The sequence below is a fragment of the Arthrobacter sp. B1I2 genome (assembly GCF_030816485.1).
GTDB lineage: Bacteria > Actinomycetota > Actinomycetes > Actinomycetales > Micrococcaceae > Arthrobacter.
The window spans coordinates 2,239,969-2,256,624 of sequence record NZ_JAUSYC010000001.1 but is presented as its reverse complement, the minus strand read 5'-3'; the positions used below and the strand labels follow the sequence as shown (position 1 = coordinate 2,256,624).

Below are 16,656 nucleotides of genomic sequence, written 5' to 3'. Positions count from 1 at the left end.
CGCGCCGTGTAAACAAGGGCCGTGGCGCAGGTGAATGCTTGTAAGGTTGAAAGGGAACCGCGCGGGGCGGAAGCGCCGGCACCAAAGCGCCAGCTAAAGGAGAAGCCATGAACCCGGAACCCTCCGGAACAGCTACGTCCCAGGATGTTGCGGTGCCCGTCCGGGCACGCTTCGGTTCCTCCGAGGTGCCGGCGTCCAGGGCCACCCAGGACCGCATCGACATCCCGGAATTCGCTCCAAACCTGCAGCCGGAGGGCGACATCCGGCCGGACCGGTTCCTGGACCGCGAACTCAGCTGGCTCGCCTTTAACTCGCGGGTACTGGAACTGGCCGAGGACCCCACCCTGCACCTGCTGGAGCGCGTCAGCTTCCTCTCCATTTTCGCCTCCAACCTGGACGAGTTCTTCATGGTGCGCGTGGCCGGCCTCAAGCGCCGCATCGCCACCGGGCTCGCAGTCCCCTCCCCCGCCGGCCTGAGCCCCGTCGAGGTGCTGGAGCGGATCAGCGAGGAAGCCCACCGGCTCCAGGAACGCCACGCCGAGGTCTACGCCGATCAGATCCGCCCGGCCCTGGCCTACGAGCACATCCACCTCATGCACTGGGACGAACTGGACGACGCCGCCAAACAGCAGCTCAGCGTCATGTTCGCGGAAAAAGTCTTCCCCATCCTCACCCCCCTGGCGGTCGACCCTGCCCACCCGTTCCCCTACATCTCGGGCCTGTCACTGAACCTTGCCGTGGTGGTCCGGAACCCGGTCAGCGACAAGGAACTCTTCGCACGCGTCAAGGTTCCGGACCAGCTGCCCCGCCTGATCTCCATCGACGGTCCCCGCGCCGGAGCGGTACCCGGCCGCGTGGCCCGGTTCATCGCGCTTGAAGAAGTCATCGCCGTCCACCTGGACAAGCTCTTCGCGGGCATGGAGGTCCTGGAGCACCACACTTTCCGCGTCACGCGCAACGAGGACGTGGAGGTGGAAGAGGACGACGCCGAGAACCTCCTGCAGGCCCTGGAGAAGGAACTCCTGCGCCGCCGCTTCGGCCCGCCGGTCAGGCTGGAAGTCACCCACGACATCAACCCCAACATCAGGGCGCTGCTGATCCGCGAGCTGGGCGTGGAGGAGTCCGAGGTGTACTCGGTGCCGGCGCCGCTGGACCTCCGGGGCCTGTCAGTGATCGCCGCGATCGACCGGGCGGACCTGCACTACCCCAAGCACGTCCCGCACACCTCGCGGTACCTGAACGAGTCCGAGACCTCCAAGGCGGCGAACGTGTTTGCCGCCATGCGCCGCCGCGACATCCTGCTGCACCACCCGTACGATTCGTTCTCCACCTCTGTGCAGGCGTTCCTGGAACAGGCAGCGGCGGACCCGAAGGTGCAGGCCATCAAGCAGACCCTGTACCGGACCTCCGGCGACTCCCCGATTGTCGACGCCCTGATCGACGCCGCCGAGTCCGGCAAGCAGGTCCTGGCCCTGGTGGAGATCAAGGCGCGGTTCGATGAGCAGGCCAACATCTCCTGGGCCCGCAAACTGGAGCAGGCCGGCGTGCACGTGGTGTACGGAATCGTTGGCCTGAAGACGCACTGCAAGCTCTCGCTAGTGGTCCGCCAGGAAGTGGACGGGCTTCGCCGCTACTGCCACATCGGCACCGGCAACTACCACCCGCGTACGGCCCGTTACTACGAGGACCTGGGCCTGCTGACGGCGAATGAACAGGTGGGTGAAGACCTGTCCAAGCTGTTCAACCAGCTCTCCGGCTACGCGCCCAAGTCCACCTTCAAGCGGCTTCTGGTGGCGCCCCGTTCCGTCCGGTCGGGGCTGATCGACCGGATCGAGACCGAGATCCGCAACGCCCGCGCAGGCGTACCCGGCCAGGTGCAGATCAAGGTGAACTCGATGGTGGACGAGGCCATCATCGATTCGCTGTACCGCGCCTCGCAGGCAGGGGTCAAGGTTGATGTGGTGGTCCGCGGCATCTGCTCGCTGCGCCCCGGCGTTCCCGGCCTGAGCGACAACATCACCGTCCGCTCGATCCTGGGCCGGTTCCTGGAGCACTCGCGGGTGTTCGCCTTTGCCAACGGCGGGGATCCCGTGGTGTACATCGGCTCGGCCGACATGATGCACCGCAACCTGGACCGCAGGGTGGAGGCACTGGTCCAGTTGACCAGTGCGGACGACATCACCTACGTCCTAGACCTCCTGCAGCGCTACATGGCCCCCGGAACATCCAGCTGGCACCTGGACAACGAGGGCCGCTGGACGCGGCACCACCTGTCCGAGGACGGCAAGCCGCTTGAAGACGTCCAGTCCTGGCTCTTGGCCTCCCGGCCGCGTCAACGCAGCCTGAGCCGGCGATAGGCAGCCGCGTTGTCGAGCGATGCACTCGTAGCCGACCAGACTGACCACCCGGGGGAACCCGTAGCCGTAATTGCGGCCGGTGCCATCCCCTGGCGGGCCGGCAAGGACCGCCTCGAGGTCCTGCTGATCCACCGGCCCCGCTATGACGACTGGTCCTGGCCCAAAGGAAAGATCGACGCCGGCGAGACGGTCCCCGAATGCGCCGTCCGTGAGGTGTGGGAGGAGATCGGCCTCCGGGCGCCGCTGGGCATCCCCCTGCCTCCCATCCACTACCACGTGGCCTCCGGCCTCAAGAAGGTCCACTACTGGGCCGTCAAGGTCAACGGCGACACCCTGGTTCCGGACGGCAAGGAGGTGGACAGCGTCATGTGGTGCGCGCCCGAAAAGGCGGCCCGCCTGTTGTCCAACCCCTCCGACGTCGTGCCACTTGAATACCTGCGGGACGCGCACGAACTGGGGACGCTGGACACGTGGCCGCTGCTGGTGCTCCGCCATGCCAAAGCCAAGCCCCGCTCGTCCTGGACCAAGGCGGAGGGTGAGCGTCCGCTGGCGGCGACCGGAACCCGGCAGGCGCAGGCCGTGGGCCGGCTGCTGCAGGCATGGAAGCCGCTGCGGGTGGTCACCAGCCCGTGGCTGCGCTGCGTTGCCACCGTTGCCCCCTACGCACGGGCCACGGGCGCCAAGGTGAAACTGGCGGAAGGCCTGACCGAGCACAAGCACCAGCGCAGCCCCAAGAAGACCGCGGCCGTCATCGAATCCCTCTTCGATAAGCAGCGGCCTGTGGTTGTCTGCACGCACCGCCCCGCGCTGCCGACCGTGCTCAGGAAGCTGGCGGAGCACATGCCATCACACCTCGCGAAGCTGCTGCCCGCGAAGGAACCGTATCTGTCCCCCGGCGAAGTGGTGGTGTGCCACGTGGCCCAAGGCGGGAAGAAACGGGTGGTCGCGGTGGAGCAGTTCAAGCCGTTCGACGACTAGGCCCGGCCCTCCGCGAGTCAACAGGCATTCAAAGTAGACTTGGGGCGTGAGCATCCCAACGCCTTATGAAGACCTCCTGCGCGATGTCCTGGCCTCCGGCACGCACAAATCGGACCGCACGGGCACCGGAACCACCAGCGTTTTCGGGCGCCAGATGCGCTTCGACCTTTCAAAGAGCTTCCCGCTGATCACCACCAAGCGGGTCCACTTCAAGTCCGTGGCGGTGGAACTCCTGTGGTTCCTGCGCGGCGAAACCAACATCAAGTGGATGCAGGACCAGGGTGTCACCATCTGGAACGAATGGGCGGACGAGGACGGCGATCTGGGCCCGGTATACGGCGTGCAGTGGCGGAGCTGGCCAACGCCCGAGGGCGGCCACATCGACCAGATCGCCGAAGTGGTGGAGAACCTCAAGTCCAACCCGGACTCGCGCCGGCACCTCGTCTCCGCCTGGAATGTTTCCGAGCTCAACGACATGGCGCTGCCGCCGTGCCACGCGTTCTTCCAGTTCTACGTGGCAGAGGGGAAGCTCTCGTGCCAGCTCTACCAGCGCTCCGCGGACATGTTCCTGGGCGTCCCGTTCAACATCGCCTCCTACGCGCTGCTGACCTGCATGATTGCCCAGCAGGTGGGGCTTGAGCCGGGTGAGTTCGTCTGGACCGGCGGGGATGTGCACATTTACGAGAACCATATGGACCAGGTCCTCAAGCAGCTGGAGCGTGAGCCCTACGAGTACCCGCAGCTGAGGATCAACCGCAAGCCGGAGTCCATTTTCGACTACACGCTGGAAGACTTCGAAGTGGTTGGCTACAAGCACCACCCCACCATCAAGGCACCGATCGCCGTATGAGCACCGAAAACTTCACCGATCCCCAGTCCTTCACGGAGGAACTGGCTGCCTCCGTCACCGGCGTGGGCCTGGTGTGGGCGCAGACGTCCGACGGCGTCATTGGCAAGGACGGGGACATGCCCTGGCACCTGCCCGAGGACCTGAAGCACTTCACCCGCCTCACCACCGGGCACCCGGTCATCATGGGACGCAAGACCTGGTTGTCCTTCCCGGACAAGTACCGCCCCTTGCCCGGGCGCACGAACATCGTGATTACCCGGCAGAAAAGCTGGGCCGGCACGCCTGAGGCGGAGGGCGCCGTCGTGGTTCCCTCCCTGGACGACGCGCTCCTTGAGTCGCAGTTTGTCGACGGCGGCGAAACGGTCTGGATCCTGGGCGGTGGTGAGGTCTTCCGCCAGTCCACGGATCTCGCCAATGTCGCGGTGGTCACCACCATCGATCTGAAGGCCGACGGCGACACCTTCGCTCCCGAGCTTGGCCCCAGTTGGGAGGCGTCCGCCTCCGTCCCGCCGGACGGCTGGCTGACCGCCGCCAACGGCACGCGCTACCGATTCACCAAATGGTCACGGATCGAGGGCTAGGAACATGCTGAAGAAACCCGAAACCCTGTTTGTCCTGGGCTACATGCTGCTGCCCCTGCTGGCGCTCCTGTCCGCGATCGTGGGGTTGACCATGATCCTGGGCGGGAACAAGATCGCCGGCGCGATTGTGCTGGTGGTGGTGACGCAGGTCTTCGCGTTCGGCGCTTTCTTTGCGCTGCGCGCCCGGAAGGCTGCCGTGCTGGAGGAATCAGACCGGGGTTAGCCGGCTTTGGTCGCATGGGGAGGGCACCCCATCGCGGGAGCTGTGGCCTTGCCTTAGGCTGGGCCTGCAGCACTCTGGGCGGCTGCTGAATATTGGGGGGAATACTGATGGCAGGAACTTTGTGGGGCGCCGACGTCGAGCAACTGCGTACCCTCGCGCAGCAGTTCAGCAGGACCGCGGACCTGCTGCAGCAGCAGTCAACGCAGCTGAGCAGCCAGATTAACAACAATCCGGCCTGGAAGGGCCAGGATGCCTCGCGCTTCCGGTCCGACTGGAACAGCAACCACCGGGCCCTCCTGCAGCAGACGGTCTCGCGTCTCCAGCAGGAATCAAAGCTGCTGCTGAAGAACGCCGACGAGCAAGAGAAGGCCAGTACCGCGGGTGCGGGCGGGTCCGGCGGAAGGCCTGGCCTATCAGTTGCTGTTCCGTCATCTGCGTTTGTTCCCTGGGGCCCGGAGTGGATATCGAACGGTGATTCGCCATTCCGCAGCGGATGGGATGCCTACAACGGCGTCCTGGGTCTGAAGACCGTTCCACTTGGCCTACGCGACATTACGCAGTTCGCAAATGTCTACGGGGACGAGGTAGCTGACGCTCCCGGCAAGATCTGGAAGAAAGCGCTCTGGGATGCGGCGGAGCGACAAGATCCGCTGCGGGGTTTCTTTTCAGGGTCACCGGATCTTCTAAGCGGAAAGTTTGGCGATTTTGCTCAAATGACCCGCGGGATGGACGGGGCCGAAATTGGGAAGTTCGCTAAGTTCGGGCTCAATTCCGCAGGCCATGCGCTGGGTGTCGTGGGCGTTGGACTGGACGGGCTCGATACAGTGAATGCCATTCAAGAAGGCGAAACCGGCGATGCATTACGGTCCGGGACAAAGGCAGTATTGGGGGCCTTGTCCTTCGCACCTCCGCCGATTGGCGTCTCCTGCATGGTAATCAGTGGGGCCTGGGCAGCAGTAGAGCTGATCCCGGGTGCCAGGGATGCCATCGACGACACCTTCGACGGTCTCGGCAACTTCTTCGAGGACAGCGCCAAGAACGCCACCGATGACGTGAAAAACTTCTTCGGCTGGTGAGTGGCCGCAACGAGAGGAAAGCAACAATGACGGAAGTAAAGGATGCCGAAGACTATTCCCTGGGATTCGGCATTGCAGACATGGCCTACCTTCTGCAACTCCAGAAGACACCAGGGTCGCTGACCAGCGCAGAACGGCTCAGACTCCTCGATGAATCCAGAGACGCTGGACTCGTCCGGGCTGGACTATCATCCCTGATTGCACGCGGGCTCGCTAAAGTGGCGTCGGATGCGGTGGTTACCTTCGATTCCCGTGTGGATGTTGTCGCCTACACCTTGGCCCATGCCGTGCAATGGACTCAGCTGGATCTCCTTAAGTCCAGCGAGCTGGGTGACACCGTACTGCATTTCGAATCCGATAAAACAAGGCTGCTGTTTCAACCGCGGACTATGCTGACGTGGTTCGCTGTGCCACAGGATTCAGGTGTTACGGCGGAAAACGCTGAAACGTACTTGATAAGCGAGCATCTCCGGGAACACCCGAATGGTGGGGTACGTATCCGAACTGAAGGACCTGCAGGAAGCGCCGAACTTGTCGTCAAACGGGATAACGAACACTGGGTGTGGGCCACAGTTGCAGAAGGCGTCGTAGGCGATCAAACAGCGGCGGAGGATGAAACGGCCTTGCTTCACGTCCTTAAGGAAGTGCGCGCCACGGCTCGACGGGATGGCGATGGAGAGTAAGACGACTGGAAAAGTAAGAAGCGACCGCACGTATTTCTTTGCTCAAGACGCGGACCGCCAAATCTTCGCCTACACCGAAGCTGAATGGGGCGTGGGCGGTGCCCAGCCGTTCGGCAATTACACAGCACGCAGCATCGCCAGCATGTCATTGCTGGTTGCGTTCCTGACGATCCCAGCGCTATTGGCCCCGGTCCTCCTCATCATGGGAGTCGTCGGCATGCACCTTGGGGCGATCCTGTTCTCCCTGATCTTTACCGTGCTCTGCACCGGCGGGTGGCTTCTCACCATGCGATCTCTTCGGGGAGAACTGCGGGCGCGCAGGCTTCGCCGGGAACGGGGGTTACCCCCTCCCTCTGTTGTTGTCACGGACGACCAGGCGCGCGCCTGGTACACGGCCCACCCCGGTTCCATACCGGTCACACGGGACAACTTCCCGGAGAGCACCCATCCTTTTCCGGGTGAAGCGCCATAAAGCCCGCGCCCCACTGCCGGCGCCCGGCGCTGCCATCACCGTGTCCGTCTGAATATCGGAGTTGGCCTTGATTCACAAGGATGACCGGGAGCGGCAGAACGATGACGTGTACGCCGAGCACAAGGCGGCGCTCGCCCGGGGTGAAAAGCGGGTGCTGCGTAAGACTGACACCGGAGCGTTGCACAGCTACCCCGCCGACGAGATTGGGTTCTCCCCTGGCAGGGGCCAAGCGCAGGTCCGGACATGGTGGGGGATGGGAATTGTGTCCGCCTTTTTGGGGCTTGTATTTCTCGGCTCTTCGGTGCTGTTCCTTGGCTCGTTCAGGCATGGCGAGCACCCCGAGTGGGGTGCATTGTTTCCTATCATGCTGGGTGGTTTCGGAGCCTGGTACACCTTCGGCATGTCAAGGGACGAGTATCGCGCCAAAAAGCTCCGCAAAGAACGGCATGCACCCGAACCAGGAGCAGGACATGTCTCCCAGTGACCGCAAGGACGCGCACGAGGGTTCGCGCTGCAAAAATGACGAGCGGATCCTCCATCTCACGGCGACCGGGGAACTCCATGGCTATCGACGGGAAGAACCCGGTAGAGTCACGGCGAGCTCGCAGGCACAGGTACGGTCTGCCGCCGGCTTCCTGGTATTGGCGGTTGTTTTCGCTGCCGTCGCGGTTTTCTTCATCCTGCTCGTGACCGGCCTGACCAGCAGGGGTGAAGACCCGATGTGGAGTTCCCTGTTCCTCACCCTGGCCGGAGCGTCTGGCGCCCTCTACGCCCTTCGGAGGGCGAGGGTGGCTTCGACGGCCAGACGCCTACGCGCGGAACGGGGAATCCCCGAGCCCAGCGCCCGTCAGCCTGACTGCGACCAGGACCAGCATGGCCAGGCGTAGCCGTAGGGTGCCGCAGGAACCGGGCTACGTACCCTACCAGCCGCCAAACGAACGTGTTCTGCATCGCGTGGCTGCGAACGGCGAGGTGGTCGCATACACGGATGACGAGTACGGCGTCCGAAAAGACGACGGTTTGGGAATTATCAAACCTGCCAATTCCTCGGCCGGGATCCTGTTCCTGGCCGTTCTCCTCTCAGCATGTGTGGGAGGCCTTGTCTATGGCGTGGTCCAAATAGCAGTCACGGACCAGTGGGAAATCATCGGCAGCATATGGTGGGTGTTTCCCGCAACCTTGTTTCCCTTCTCTGCAGCCTGGGCCGGCTTCTTCAAGGAGCGCAAAGCCGAAAAGCTGCGCAGGACCAGGAACCTCCCGCGGCCCGTCGAATAGCACCAAGGTGGGTACCGCCGTCGTACCCGTCCAGCCTTTCCGGCGTGACGTAACCGACTGCGCCCTGCCGGTTCCGAAGTCTAAACTGGACCAATGACTACAGCAGCTACCCCTTCCGTCGGCCTGGTCGGATGGCGCGGCATGGTCGGTTCCGTCCTCATGCAGCGCATGCAGGACGAGGGCGACTTCGCCAACATCAACCCGGTGTTCTTCTCCACCTCCAACGCGGGAGGTGCCGCGCCTTCCTTCGCTGAAGGCGCCGGCAAGCTTGAGAACGCGTTCGACGTCGACACGCTGGCCAAGCTGCCGATTATCGTCACCGCGCAGGGCGGCGATTACACCAAGCAGGTCCACGGCGAGCTGCGCAGCCGCGGCTGGGATGGTCTGTGGATCGATGCCGCCTCCACCCTGCGCATGAACGAGGACTCGATCATCGTGCTGGACCCCATCAACCGCGACGTCATCGACAAGGGCCTGGTCAACGGCACCAAGGACTTTATCGGCGGAAACTGCACCGTCTCCTGCATGCTCATGGGCCTCGGCGGCCTGTTCAAGAACGGGCTGGTGGAGTGGGGCACCTCCATGACCTACCAGGCAGCCTCCGGCGGCGGCGCCCGGCACATGCGTGAACTGCTCAGCCAGTTCGGCACGCTCAACGCCGAGGTCAGCACGGAACTGGACGACCCGGCGTCGGCCATCCTGGACATCGACCGGAAGGTCCTGGCCCACCAGCGCACCGCGATTGATGCCACCCAGTTCGGCGTTCCCCTGGCCGGCTCCCTGATCCCCTGGATCGACGCCGACCTGGGCAACGGACAGTCCAAGGAAGAGTGGAAGGCCGGGGTGGAGACCAACAAGATCCTGGGCACGTCGGAGGAAAACCGGGTGATCATGGACGGCCTCTGCGTCCGCATCGGCGCCATGCGCTCGCACTCCCAGGCCCTCACCCTCAAGCTCCGCGAGGACCTGTCCGTCGCCGAAATCGAGAAGCTGCTCGACGAGGACAACCAGTGGGCCAAGGTGGTTCCGAACACCAGGGAAGCGTCCATGGCCGAGCTGACCCCCGTGGCCGCCTCCGGCACGCTGGACATCCCCGTGGGCCGCATCCGCAAGATGGAAATGGGCCCGCAGTACATCAGCGCCTTCACCGTTGGCGATCAGCTCCTCTGGGGCGCCGCCGAGCCGTTGCGCCGCATGCTCAACATCGCCACCGGCAACCTGTAGTCCTGCCGCCGCATTACGAGCGGCCCTTACCCGCATAAGCGGTGCTGCCCCGCACCGTTTGAGCGGGTGAGGGCCGCTTTTGCATTCCGGGCTGCCGCGCGAGGAACGCCACCAGCCGCTGCCGCAATTCCCCCGGCCGGTCCAGATGCTTCCACTCGGTCCGAAAGACCGCCCAGCCCAGCTCCTGCAACGCGTTCTCCCGGCGTCGCTCGGCCAGGAGCGCGTCTTCGGCGGGACGGTAGTCGGTGTATTTGGCCCGGCCGTCGAACTCGATGAGGACGCGGCGTGCGGGGTCAGCGAAGTCTGCGCGGAAAAGGCCCTCAGGGGTGGGAATGTCAACCTGCGGAATGAAGCGGTGCAGGCCGAACGCATGGAGCAGCAGCCTGGTTCGTGTTTCACCCGCTGACTCAGACCGGCCGTCCAGCACTGCCAGGAGATCTGCCGCCCTCCTGCTGCCGCGTTTCGTGGGACTGTCTTCGAGCAACTGCTGCATGGCGGCCACCGAGCTGCCCTTCCTTACCGCGTGGTCTCCGATAACCGCAGCTTGTTCCAGGGGCAGGATCCGGGCGCAGTCCAGTACGGTCCGTTCAAGACTGGTGGTCAGGATCTCCCGGCCGTCCGGGGTCCACAGGGAGACCCGCTCGGCGTCATCGAGAGGCAGCCGGTGGGTCCGGACGTCCTGACCCGCGCTTGCCGGGGAGTTGGCGTAGCCGGTGGTGACATGCACCAGGGGCCCCGTTTTCCAGACGCGAAGGTCGTGCAGCCTGGCAGCACTCCCATGGCTGTACCGCAACAGGCCCCCGGTGGACTCGTAATGAGCCATGATCGAGAGGCGGTCCCGGTCCCACGGCTTCAGGGTGCTCCATTCAGCGTCCCGGACGTATGCGCCGCGACGGAGCCGGAGCAGCACGCCGCCACGGACCCCGGCCGTCAACAGGCGCTCGTCCAGGCCTGCCGCGGCCAGCTGTTGAGTCGAAGCCACGGACATTTCCGGCCACCGGCGGTCCACCAGGGAGCGCACACTGTTCGGTTTCACTGTTCCAGAATCCTGGTTGGCCCCGTTGTTCGTCAGCAGGAACATCTCGCATGTGGACAACGCCCTCGTACGACCGGCCATGGCCCGCTCAACCGGCGCGGCCCCACACCGGTTATGCGGGTAAGGGCCGGTTATGCGCCGTGGGGCAGGCCGGGTCAGGTTGCCAGGAATGTCATGTAGCGCCGGGCGGCCTTGGCGAGGGCGGCCTGCGCTGCCGGACCCAGCGGCGCGGCTTCGTCGAAAAGTTCGGGTACGACGGCGGCACGCGGCCCCGTGCCCTGCAGCGCCCAGGTGCCGATCACCCTCCCTGCGGCGACCATCGTCTTCTTGAAGACGCCGTTTCCGCCCGGGACGATCAGGTCCGAATGCTCCGGCGACAGGACGGGCGCCCGGTCCGTGTAGCCGAGGACGAACTCATCGAATCCGGGCAGCAGGTGAAGTGAACGGCCACCGGGGACCCCGGAGTCCAGGAGGGACGCCACATCCGGTGAGAGCCAGTAGCCGGTGCCATCGAACTCGAGCTCCACCAGCTGGTCCTGGACGTGCCGGAGCGCGGCGCGTACCTCGGTCAGCGGAAGCTGCGTCCACCAGGCAAAGTCCCGGAGGGTGGCCGGTCCGTGGCTCCGGAAGTAACGGAGCAGGAACTCAGCGACTGCCTCCTCGCGCTCGATGATGCGGGACGTGGGGATCCACTCATCGAAAGCCGCGACCAGCTGCTGGTTCCCGGAAAGCGGTCCCAGCACCAGCCAGCCGTGCCGGCACAGTGATCCGAGAAGATGGATGCCGCGCTGGCCCTGCGTTGGCTGGCCGCCGGCGTCGAAAACCCTGAACAGCCCCGAACGGCTGATGGGACCGTCGGCCAGGATGCGGTCCAGCGCCAGGTCCCGCGCTTTCTCCACGTCCGCCCAGGTGATCTCCAGCTGCCGGTGCCGGCCGGCGATGCTCCGGTGGAGCCGCCCGGCGGTGAGGTCCAGCATCCAGCGCAGGTCCTCGGGAGCCACGAAATGGAGGGTTCCCCGCATCGGCCAGGACCGGACCACAGTCCCGGAATCGATGGCAGCGCGCACATCGGCGATCCCCGCGCCGGGCACTCGAACCCCGACTGCCCACAGTGCTGCCGGCAGGTCCTGCGCCTGCATTGCCGTCATCCATCGGACCAGGTCAGGCACTGAGGTGGCACCGTCCCCGGAGAGCTGCTGCGACGCGAGCCGGAGCCTTCCGATCATCCTGCGGTGGCGCAGGGAGCCAAATGCAGCCATGCGCCCCATCCTAGGCCGCGTGACACCGCGCGTGGATGCTTACAGCTCGAGACCGATCAACAGCGGCTCCGGGTGCAGCTGGATGCCAAAGCGGCGTTCGACGCCGGAACGCACCTCGCGTGCCACGGCCACCATGTCCGCAGCGCTGGCGGAGCCGCGGTTGGTGATGGCCAGGGTGTGTTTGGTGGACAGTGACGCCCGGCCGCCCGCCACACCTTCCGGCTCGAGTCCGAAGCCTTTGCCGAAGCCTGCCTGGTCGATGAGCCACGCTGCGGAGAGTTTCACCAGCCCGTCCTGGCCCGCCGGGTAGCGGGGCGCCGTTTCCGGCAGCGTGTCCGCCACGCCCGCCGGGACGATGGGATTGGTGAAGAAGGACCCGGTGGAGTAGGTATCGCGGTCGGCTGCGTCCCACACCATGCCCTTGGAGGCCCGCAGCCGAAGCACTTCCCGTCGGACATCATTGGCATAAGCGCGCTTGCCCACCTCCACGCCGAGGGAACGGGCCAGCTCCGCATACCGGATGGGAGCGCTCATCCGCCCCAGCGGCAACTGGAATTCCACGGTGAGGACCACGTACCGGGGTGAGCCGTTGACGGTGGTCTGTTTGAGGATGGAGTCCCGGTAACCGAACTTCAGCTCGGAGTTGGTGAAGGTCCGCACGGCGTTGCGTTCGCGGTCCCACGTACGCACCGTAGCGATGGTCTGGGAGACCTCCGAACCGTAGGCACCGACGTTCTGGACCGGGGTGGCACCCGTTGAGCCGGGAATCCCCGACAATGCTTCGATTCCGGACCACGCGTGGCGGACGGCGTGTTCCACGAGTTTGTCCCAGTTGTGGCCGGCCTGCACCACCACCGCCACCCCGCCGCATGAGTCCTCGGCGTTGACCGTGAACCCCTCGGAGGCGATCCTGATGACGGTTCCGGGGAACCCGTCGTCGGACACCAGGAGATTGGAGCCGCCGCTGATGATGAGGACCTGTTCCCCCGCGGCGTCTGCCGAGCGGACAGCGTCGATGATGTCGGCCTCGGTACGCGCCTCGACATAGGCGCCGGCGGGGCCGCCGACGGCGGAGGTGGTCATGGAGGAAAGCAGCGTGGGAGTCACCCGTCAACAATACTAGGGAAACCTAGTCGGCCTTCCGTGCCACCGGGGACAGCACGAAGCTCACGGCCAGCATCACCATCACGGCAAGGAGCGAGTGCAGGATGCCCACGTGTTCGGCCAGCAGGCCCAGCAGCGGCGGCCCGCACAGGAATGCACCGTAGCCGATGGTGGACACCACGGATACCCGTGCCGCGGCCTTGGCAGGATCGTCGGCCGCGGCGGACATGCCCACCGGGAAGCCCAGGGACGCGCCCAGGCCCCAGACGGCCAGGCCCACGTAGGCGAGCCACGGCGCCGGGGCGAAGACGAAGATGCCCAGCCCAACGACGGCCATCCCAGCGCACCAGCGCATGACGGGAACCCGCCCGAAACGGTCCAGCAGCAGCGTCCCGGCGAACCTGCCGATGGTCATGAACGTCACGAAAAGCCCATACCCGGCTGCCCCGGCGGCATCGCTCTGCCCGTGGCCGTCCGCCAGGGCAAGGGCCACCCAGTCCCCCGCCGCGCCCTCTGCCAGGGCCAGGCCCAGCACCAGGACGCCCAGCAGCAGCGTTCGGCGGTCCCGCCACGCCTGGGCGATCTTGCGCTTGTTGTCCAGCGGTGCCTCCGCCGTGCTTCCGGCATGGATCACGGGAACCGGACCTGTTGTGGGGTCTTCGAAGTTGTCCGGGGAGTAGGTGCGGTCCCCCGCCACCGAGGTAACGTCGGCGCGGAACCAGGACGCCGCCGTCGCGACCGATACGGCGACCACCGTTCCGGCCGCCGCAAGGTGCCAGAACACCGGGAGGGACGCTGCCGCCGCAGCGGCACCCAGGCCTGCCCCTGCCACCGTGCCCAGGCTGAACGCCCCGTGAAGCCGGGGCATGATGTGCCGGCCCACCGCGCGCTCCACGGCCGCGCCTTCCACATTGGACGCAGTGTTCCAGCTCCCGGTCCCCAGGCCGATGATGGCCAGGCCGATCGCGGTTGCCACCGGGCTTGCCAGCACGGTTGTGCCAAAACCGGCGGCCAGCAGGCCGGCGCCCACCATGATGCTGCCGGTGCGGATGGTCTGTTTGGACCCCAGCCGCAGCACGATGAGCCCTGAGGCCGAGACGGACGCGAACGAGCCCAGCGTCATGCACAGCAGGATGACGCCGATGTTGCCCGGGCTGAGGTCCAGCGCATCCCGGATGGCGGGCAGCCGGGACACCCAGGAGGCGAAGGCCAGTCCGCTGGCCCCGTAGGCCACCACGACGGCGTTCCGCCAATGGGTGACCTGGGCGGCGGCAGCCCCGGTTTTAGGGGCGGAGGTCAAAGGTTGCAGCCCGTGATCACCAAGCGGGCCTCAGGACAGCTTGACGAGGGCCTGTGCCTTCATCAGGACCTTTTGACCGGCGGAGACAACGGTGAGGTCAACGCGGGCGGTGCCGGCGTCGGCGTCGAGCTTTCCGATGGTGCCGCTGACCTCAATGGTGGCGCCGGGTTCGGCGGTGCCGGTGGTGTCGGTGACCAGGACGGGCTTGGTGAAGCGGGTCTGGAAATCAACGACGGCGGCGGGGTCCCCTGCCCAGTCGGTCACCAGCTGGACGGCTGACCCCATGGTGAACATGCCGTGCGCGATGACGCCGGGCAGTTCCACGCTGGTGGCGAAGGCCTCGTTCCAGTGGATGGGGTTGAAGTCACCGGATGCACCTGCGTACTTGACCAGGTCCGTGCGGGTGACCTCGATGGTGCGGCTGCCGATTTCCTGGCCGGCGCTGAGTTCGTTGAAGCTGGGGCTCATGGTTACTGTCCCTCTCCGCGGACCAGGATGGATGATGTGGTGGTGGTGACGGGTTCGCGGGAATCACCGGAACCGAGGGCGAAGATTTCCGAGCGGGTGGTGATCATGGCGCCGCCGCCCATGGCCCGGACGCCGTCGACGTGCAGTTCCGCGACGAGGCGGTCCCCGGCAATGATGGGCCGGTGGTGGGTGAAGCGCTGGTCCGCGTGGACCACGCGGGAGAAGTCGATTCCGGCTTCCGGGTCCTCGATGAGCTGGGCGTCGGCCCGCTGGGCGATGATGATGGCGAAGGTGGGCGGCGCTACCAGGTCGCGGTGGCCCAATGCCGTGGCCGCTTCGAGGTCGAAGTGCGCAGGGTGGGTGGCTTTCACGGCGCGCGCGAACTCGCGGATTTTCTCTCGGCCGACGTCGTACACCTCTGCGGCAGGGTAGCTTCGGCCCTGCAGATCCGGATTGATAGTCATGGATTCCAGCCTATCGCCCGCATGTTGGCGGGCAGAAAAGGCCCGCCGCAACCGTGACGGGGCCGCTACCGGCGGAGGTTCTTCCGGATGGCCTGGCCGCGGACCACCATGCCGGCGATATGCAGGACCAGGCCCAGCCCGATCAGCGGCAGGGAAGCCATGGCCAACCCTTGATTGCCGCCGGTGTTGCCGATGATGTTGAGGATGATGCCGATGGCGATCAGTCCCATCGCGCCGAAAACCAGGACTTTGTAGCGGGTCGGCGCGGTGGCCCAGAATTCGTTCAGCACCGTCCAAGTCTACCGGGGCGGCCGGAACGGGACATGGGAGTCAGAACAGCGCTTCCTGCACGGCCGGCACCTGGGAGGCGTACCCGCCCAGGACGATGGTCCGGGCGGCCAGTTGCGAGAGATTCACCACGAACGCGGCATCAGAACCATCCAGCCGGGCCAGTGCGTTTGCCCCGCTCAGTGCGGTGATGTCGAAGCCGTGCCGGCCATGGTCCAGAGCGTGCGGGTAGGCATGGCGCTGGGCGCTGCCGTAAAGGGCCCCAGCCTGCCCGGGCCGGGCCCACTGCTCCTCCACAATTTCGAAGCCGTCAACTGCGGTGCGCGCCAGGAGGGCGCGTACCTCGCCGGCCGCGCGGGCATTGGTGCCATGCAGGTCCCTGGCCCGAAGCGGCTGCAGCAGCGCCTCCGCCTTGGCCGCGGAGCGCACCTGCTGCGTCAGCCCGACGTCGGCCGTCACCAGGTCCTCGAGGATCCGCACCACACGGCCATCCTGCGCCCGGGCAACATAAGCCGCCGAGGCCGCTCCCTGCTCCGCGAGCCGGTTCCACTTCCGCGGGCCGGAGGCCGTTCCCACCTTGGTGGCGCCGCCGGCGAACGTGGCCACGTACAGCCAGTGTTCCTGCATCAGGTAGTCGCGCAGACCCGGCGTGACCCGGCCGCCGCGGTGGAAGTCATGCATCAGCCGGGACTCGTCCAGCACAAAGCACCGCTCGCACTGCTTTCCGCGCGCAGCCGGGGAACCCGAGGCGCAGAGGATGTGGCTGCGCGAGCGTGCCGACTGGACCTGGACGTGCCCCAGGCAAAACCTGCCTGGCTCCACCACCTCGAAGCCGAGGCGACCGCCGGGGCCCAGGCTGAGCTGCCGGAAGTCCCCCTCCGGTGACTGGAGGCGCAAAACCGGCCCGCCGCCGTCGTCCACTGCCTTGGAAGCCGCCGCTGTTGTGGAACCCGCTGTTGTGGAACCCGGCGGCCCATCCCAAAAGACCCCGTGGACCAGATAGCGGGTATCGGTCACG

20 protein-coding genes are annotated in these 16,656 nt (G+C 65.9%); 12 read left to right on the top strand and 8 right to left on the bottom strand.

All coding sequences use genetic code 11. The features are described 5' to 3' along the window. Window positions 1-107: 107 nt before the first annotated feature. The 12 genes from QFZ57_RS10535 to asd all read left to right on the top strand — a co-directional run bounded on the left by QFZ57_RS10535 (window position 108) and on the right by asd (window position 9,719). Complete coding sequence (locus tag QFZ57_RS10535; RefSeq protein ID WP_306630398.1) at window positions 108-2,357, top strand: RNA degradosome polyphosphate kinase; 2,250 nt, start codon at window positions 108-110, stop codon at window positions 2,355-2,357. A 9-nt stretch (window positions 2,358-2,366) separates the two neighbouring features. Next, window positions 2,367-3,335: an NUDIX hydrolase gene (locus QFZ57_RS10530; RefSeq protein WP_306630397.1), complete on the top strand. Its 969-nt coding sequence runs from the start codon at window positions 2,367-2,369 to the stop codon at window positions 3,333-3,335. Window positions 3,336-3,381: 46 nt separating this feature from the next. Continuing rightward, window positions 3,382-4,185, top strand: a complete 804-nt coding sequence (locus QFZ57_RS10525) for a thymidylate synthase (protein ID WP_306630396.1) — start codon at window positions 3,382-3,384, stop codon at window positions 4,183-4,185. Continuing rightward, window positions 4,182-4,766: a dihydrofolate reductase gene (locus QFZ57_RS10520; protein ID WP_306630395.1), complete on the top strand. Its 585-nt coding sequence runs from the start codon at window positions 4,182-4,184 to the stop codon at window positions 4,764-4,766. Before QFZ57_RS10525 ends, QFZ57_RS10520 begins: the two co-directional genes overlap by 4 nt. Window positions 4,767-4,770: 4 nt before the next feature. Further along, on the top strand, window positions 4,771-4,989 hold the full coding sequence (locus tag QFZ57_RS10515) for an NF038396 family protein (protein ID WP_108600216.1): 219 nt from the start codon (window positions 4,771-4,773) through the stop codon (window positions 4,987-4,989). 107 nt (window positions 4,990-5,096) lie between these two features. Beyond that, the gene (locus QFZ57_RS10510; protein WP_306630394.1) at window positions 5,097-6,065 is read left to right on the top strand and encodes a hypothetical protein; all 969 of its coding nucleotides are present in this window, start codon (window positions 5,097-5,099) and stop codon (window positions 6,063-6,065) included. Window positions 6,066-6,091: 26 nt separating this feature from the next. Next, on the top strand, window positions 6,092-6,748 hold the full coding sequence (locus tag QFZ57_RS10505; RefSeq protein ID WP_306630393.1) for a hypothetical protein: 657 nt from the start codon (window positions 6,092-6,094) through the stop codon (window positions 6,746-6,748). Beyond that, window positions 6,732-7,220, top strand: coding sequence for a hypothetical protein (locus tag QFZ57_RS10500; RefSeq protein ID WP_306630392.1), 489 nt, complete (start codon window positions 6,732-6,734; stop codon window positions 7,218-7,220). The genes QFZ57_RS10505 and QFZ57_RS10500 overlap by 17 nt, the downstream gene beginning before the upstream one ends. Before the next feature lie 67 nt (window positions 7,221-7,287). Beyond that, the gene (locus QFZ57_RS10495; protein ID WP_306630391.1) at window positions 7,288-7,704 is read left to right on the top strand and encodes a hypothetical protein; all 417 of its coding nucleotides are present in this window, start codon (window positions 7,288-7,290) and stop codon (window positions 7,702-7,704) included. After that, the gene (locus QFZ57_RS10490; protein ID WP_306630390.1) at window positions 7,691-8,107 is read left to right on the top strand and encodes a hypothetical protein; all 417 of its coding nucleotides are present in this window, start codon (window positions 7,691-7,693) and stop codon (window positions 8,105-8,107) included. The genes QFZ57_RS10495 and QFZ57_RS10490 overlap by 14 nt, the downstream gene beginning before the upstream one ends. Window positions 8,108-8,174: 67 nt before the next feature. After that, window positions 8,175-8,495 (top strand): hypothetical protein, encoded by a 321-nt coding sequence (locus QFZ57_RS10485; RefSeq protein ID WP_306630389.1) that lies wholly within the window; start codon window positions 8,175-8,177, stop codon window positions 8,493-8,495. A gap of 93 nt (window positions 8,496-8,588) precedes the next feature. Further along, window positions 8,589-9,719, top strand: coding sequence for an aspartate-semialdehyde dehydrogenase (gene asd / locus QFZ57_RS10480; RefSeq protein WP_306630388.1), 1,131 nt, complete (start codon window positions 8,589-8,591; stop codon window positions 9,717-9,719). A gap of 13 nt (window positions 9,720-9,732) precedes the next feature. Here asd and QFZ57_RS10475 read toward each other — a convergent pair whose 3' ends face one another. From QFZ57_RS10475 to QFZ57_RS10440, 8 genes are all read right to left on the bottom strand, one after another. Then, entirely contained in the window at window positions 9,733-10,755 is a 1,023-nt protein-coding gene (locus tag QFZ57_RS10475; protein WP_306900073.1) for a type IV toxin-antitoxin system AbiEi family antitoxin domain-containing protein, read from the bottom strand. A 155-nt stretch (window positions 10,756-10,910) separates the two neighbouring features. Next, window positions 10,911-12,014: a winged helix DNA-binding domain-containing protein gene (locus QFZ57_RS10470; protein ID WP_306900072.1), complete on the bottom strand. Its 1,104-nt coding sequence runs from the start codon at window positions 12,012-12,014 to the stop codon at window positions 10,911-10,913. Between the two features lie 39 nt (window positions 12,015-12,053). Continuing rightward, window positions 12,054-13,121 carry a UDP-N-acetylmuramate dehydrogenase gene (locus tag QFZ57_RS10465; RefSeq protein ID WP_306900070.1) on the bottom strand — a complete coding sequence of 356 codons (1,068 nt, stop codon included), beginning with the start codon at window positions 13,119-13,121 and terminating at the stop codon, window positions 12,054-12,056. A 22-nt stretch (window positions 13,122-13,143) separates the two neighbouring features. Next, entirely contained in the window at window positions 13,144-14,418 is a 1,275-nt protein-coding gene (locus tag QFZ57_RS10460) for an MFS transporter (RefSeq protein WP_306900069.1), read from the bottom strand. A gap of 30 nt (window positions 14,419-14,448) precedes the next feature. Next, window positions 14,449-14,886, bottom strand: coding sequence for a MaoC family dehydratase (locus tag QFZ57_RS10455; RefSeq protein ID WP_306630383.1), 438 nt, complete (start codon window positions 14,884-14,886; stop codon window positions 14,449-14,451). Window positions 14,887-14,888: 2 nt separating this feature from the next. Next, window positions 14,889-15,350, bottom strand: coding sequence for an FAS1-like dehydratase domain-containing protein (locus QFZ57_RS10450; protein WP_306900066.1), 462 nt, complete (start codon window positions 15,348-15,350; stop codon window positions 14,889-14,891). A 65-nt stretch (window positions 15,351-15,415) separates the two neighbouring features. After that, complete coding sequence (locus QFZ57_RS10445; RefSeq protein ID WP_306630381.1) at window positions 15,416-15,640, bottom strand: DUF3188 domain-containing protein; 225 nt, start codon at window positions 15,638-15,640, stop codon at window positions 15,416-15,418. Window positions 15,641-15,680: 40 nt separating this feature from the next. Then, window positions 15,681-16,655: a DUF2797 domain-containing protein gene (locus tag QFZ57_RS10440; protein ID WP_306900063.1), complete on the bottom strand. Its 975-nt coding sequence runs from the start codon at window positions 16,653-16,655 to the stop codon at window positions 15,681-15,683. Between the last annotated feature and the right edge of the window lies 1 nt (window position 16,656).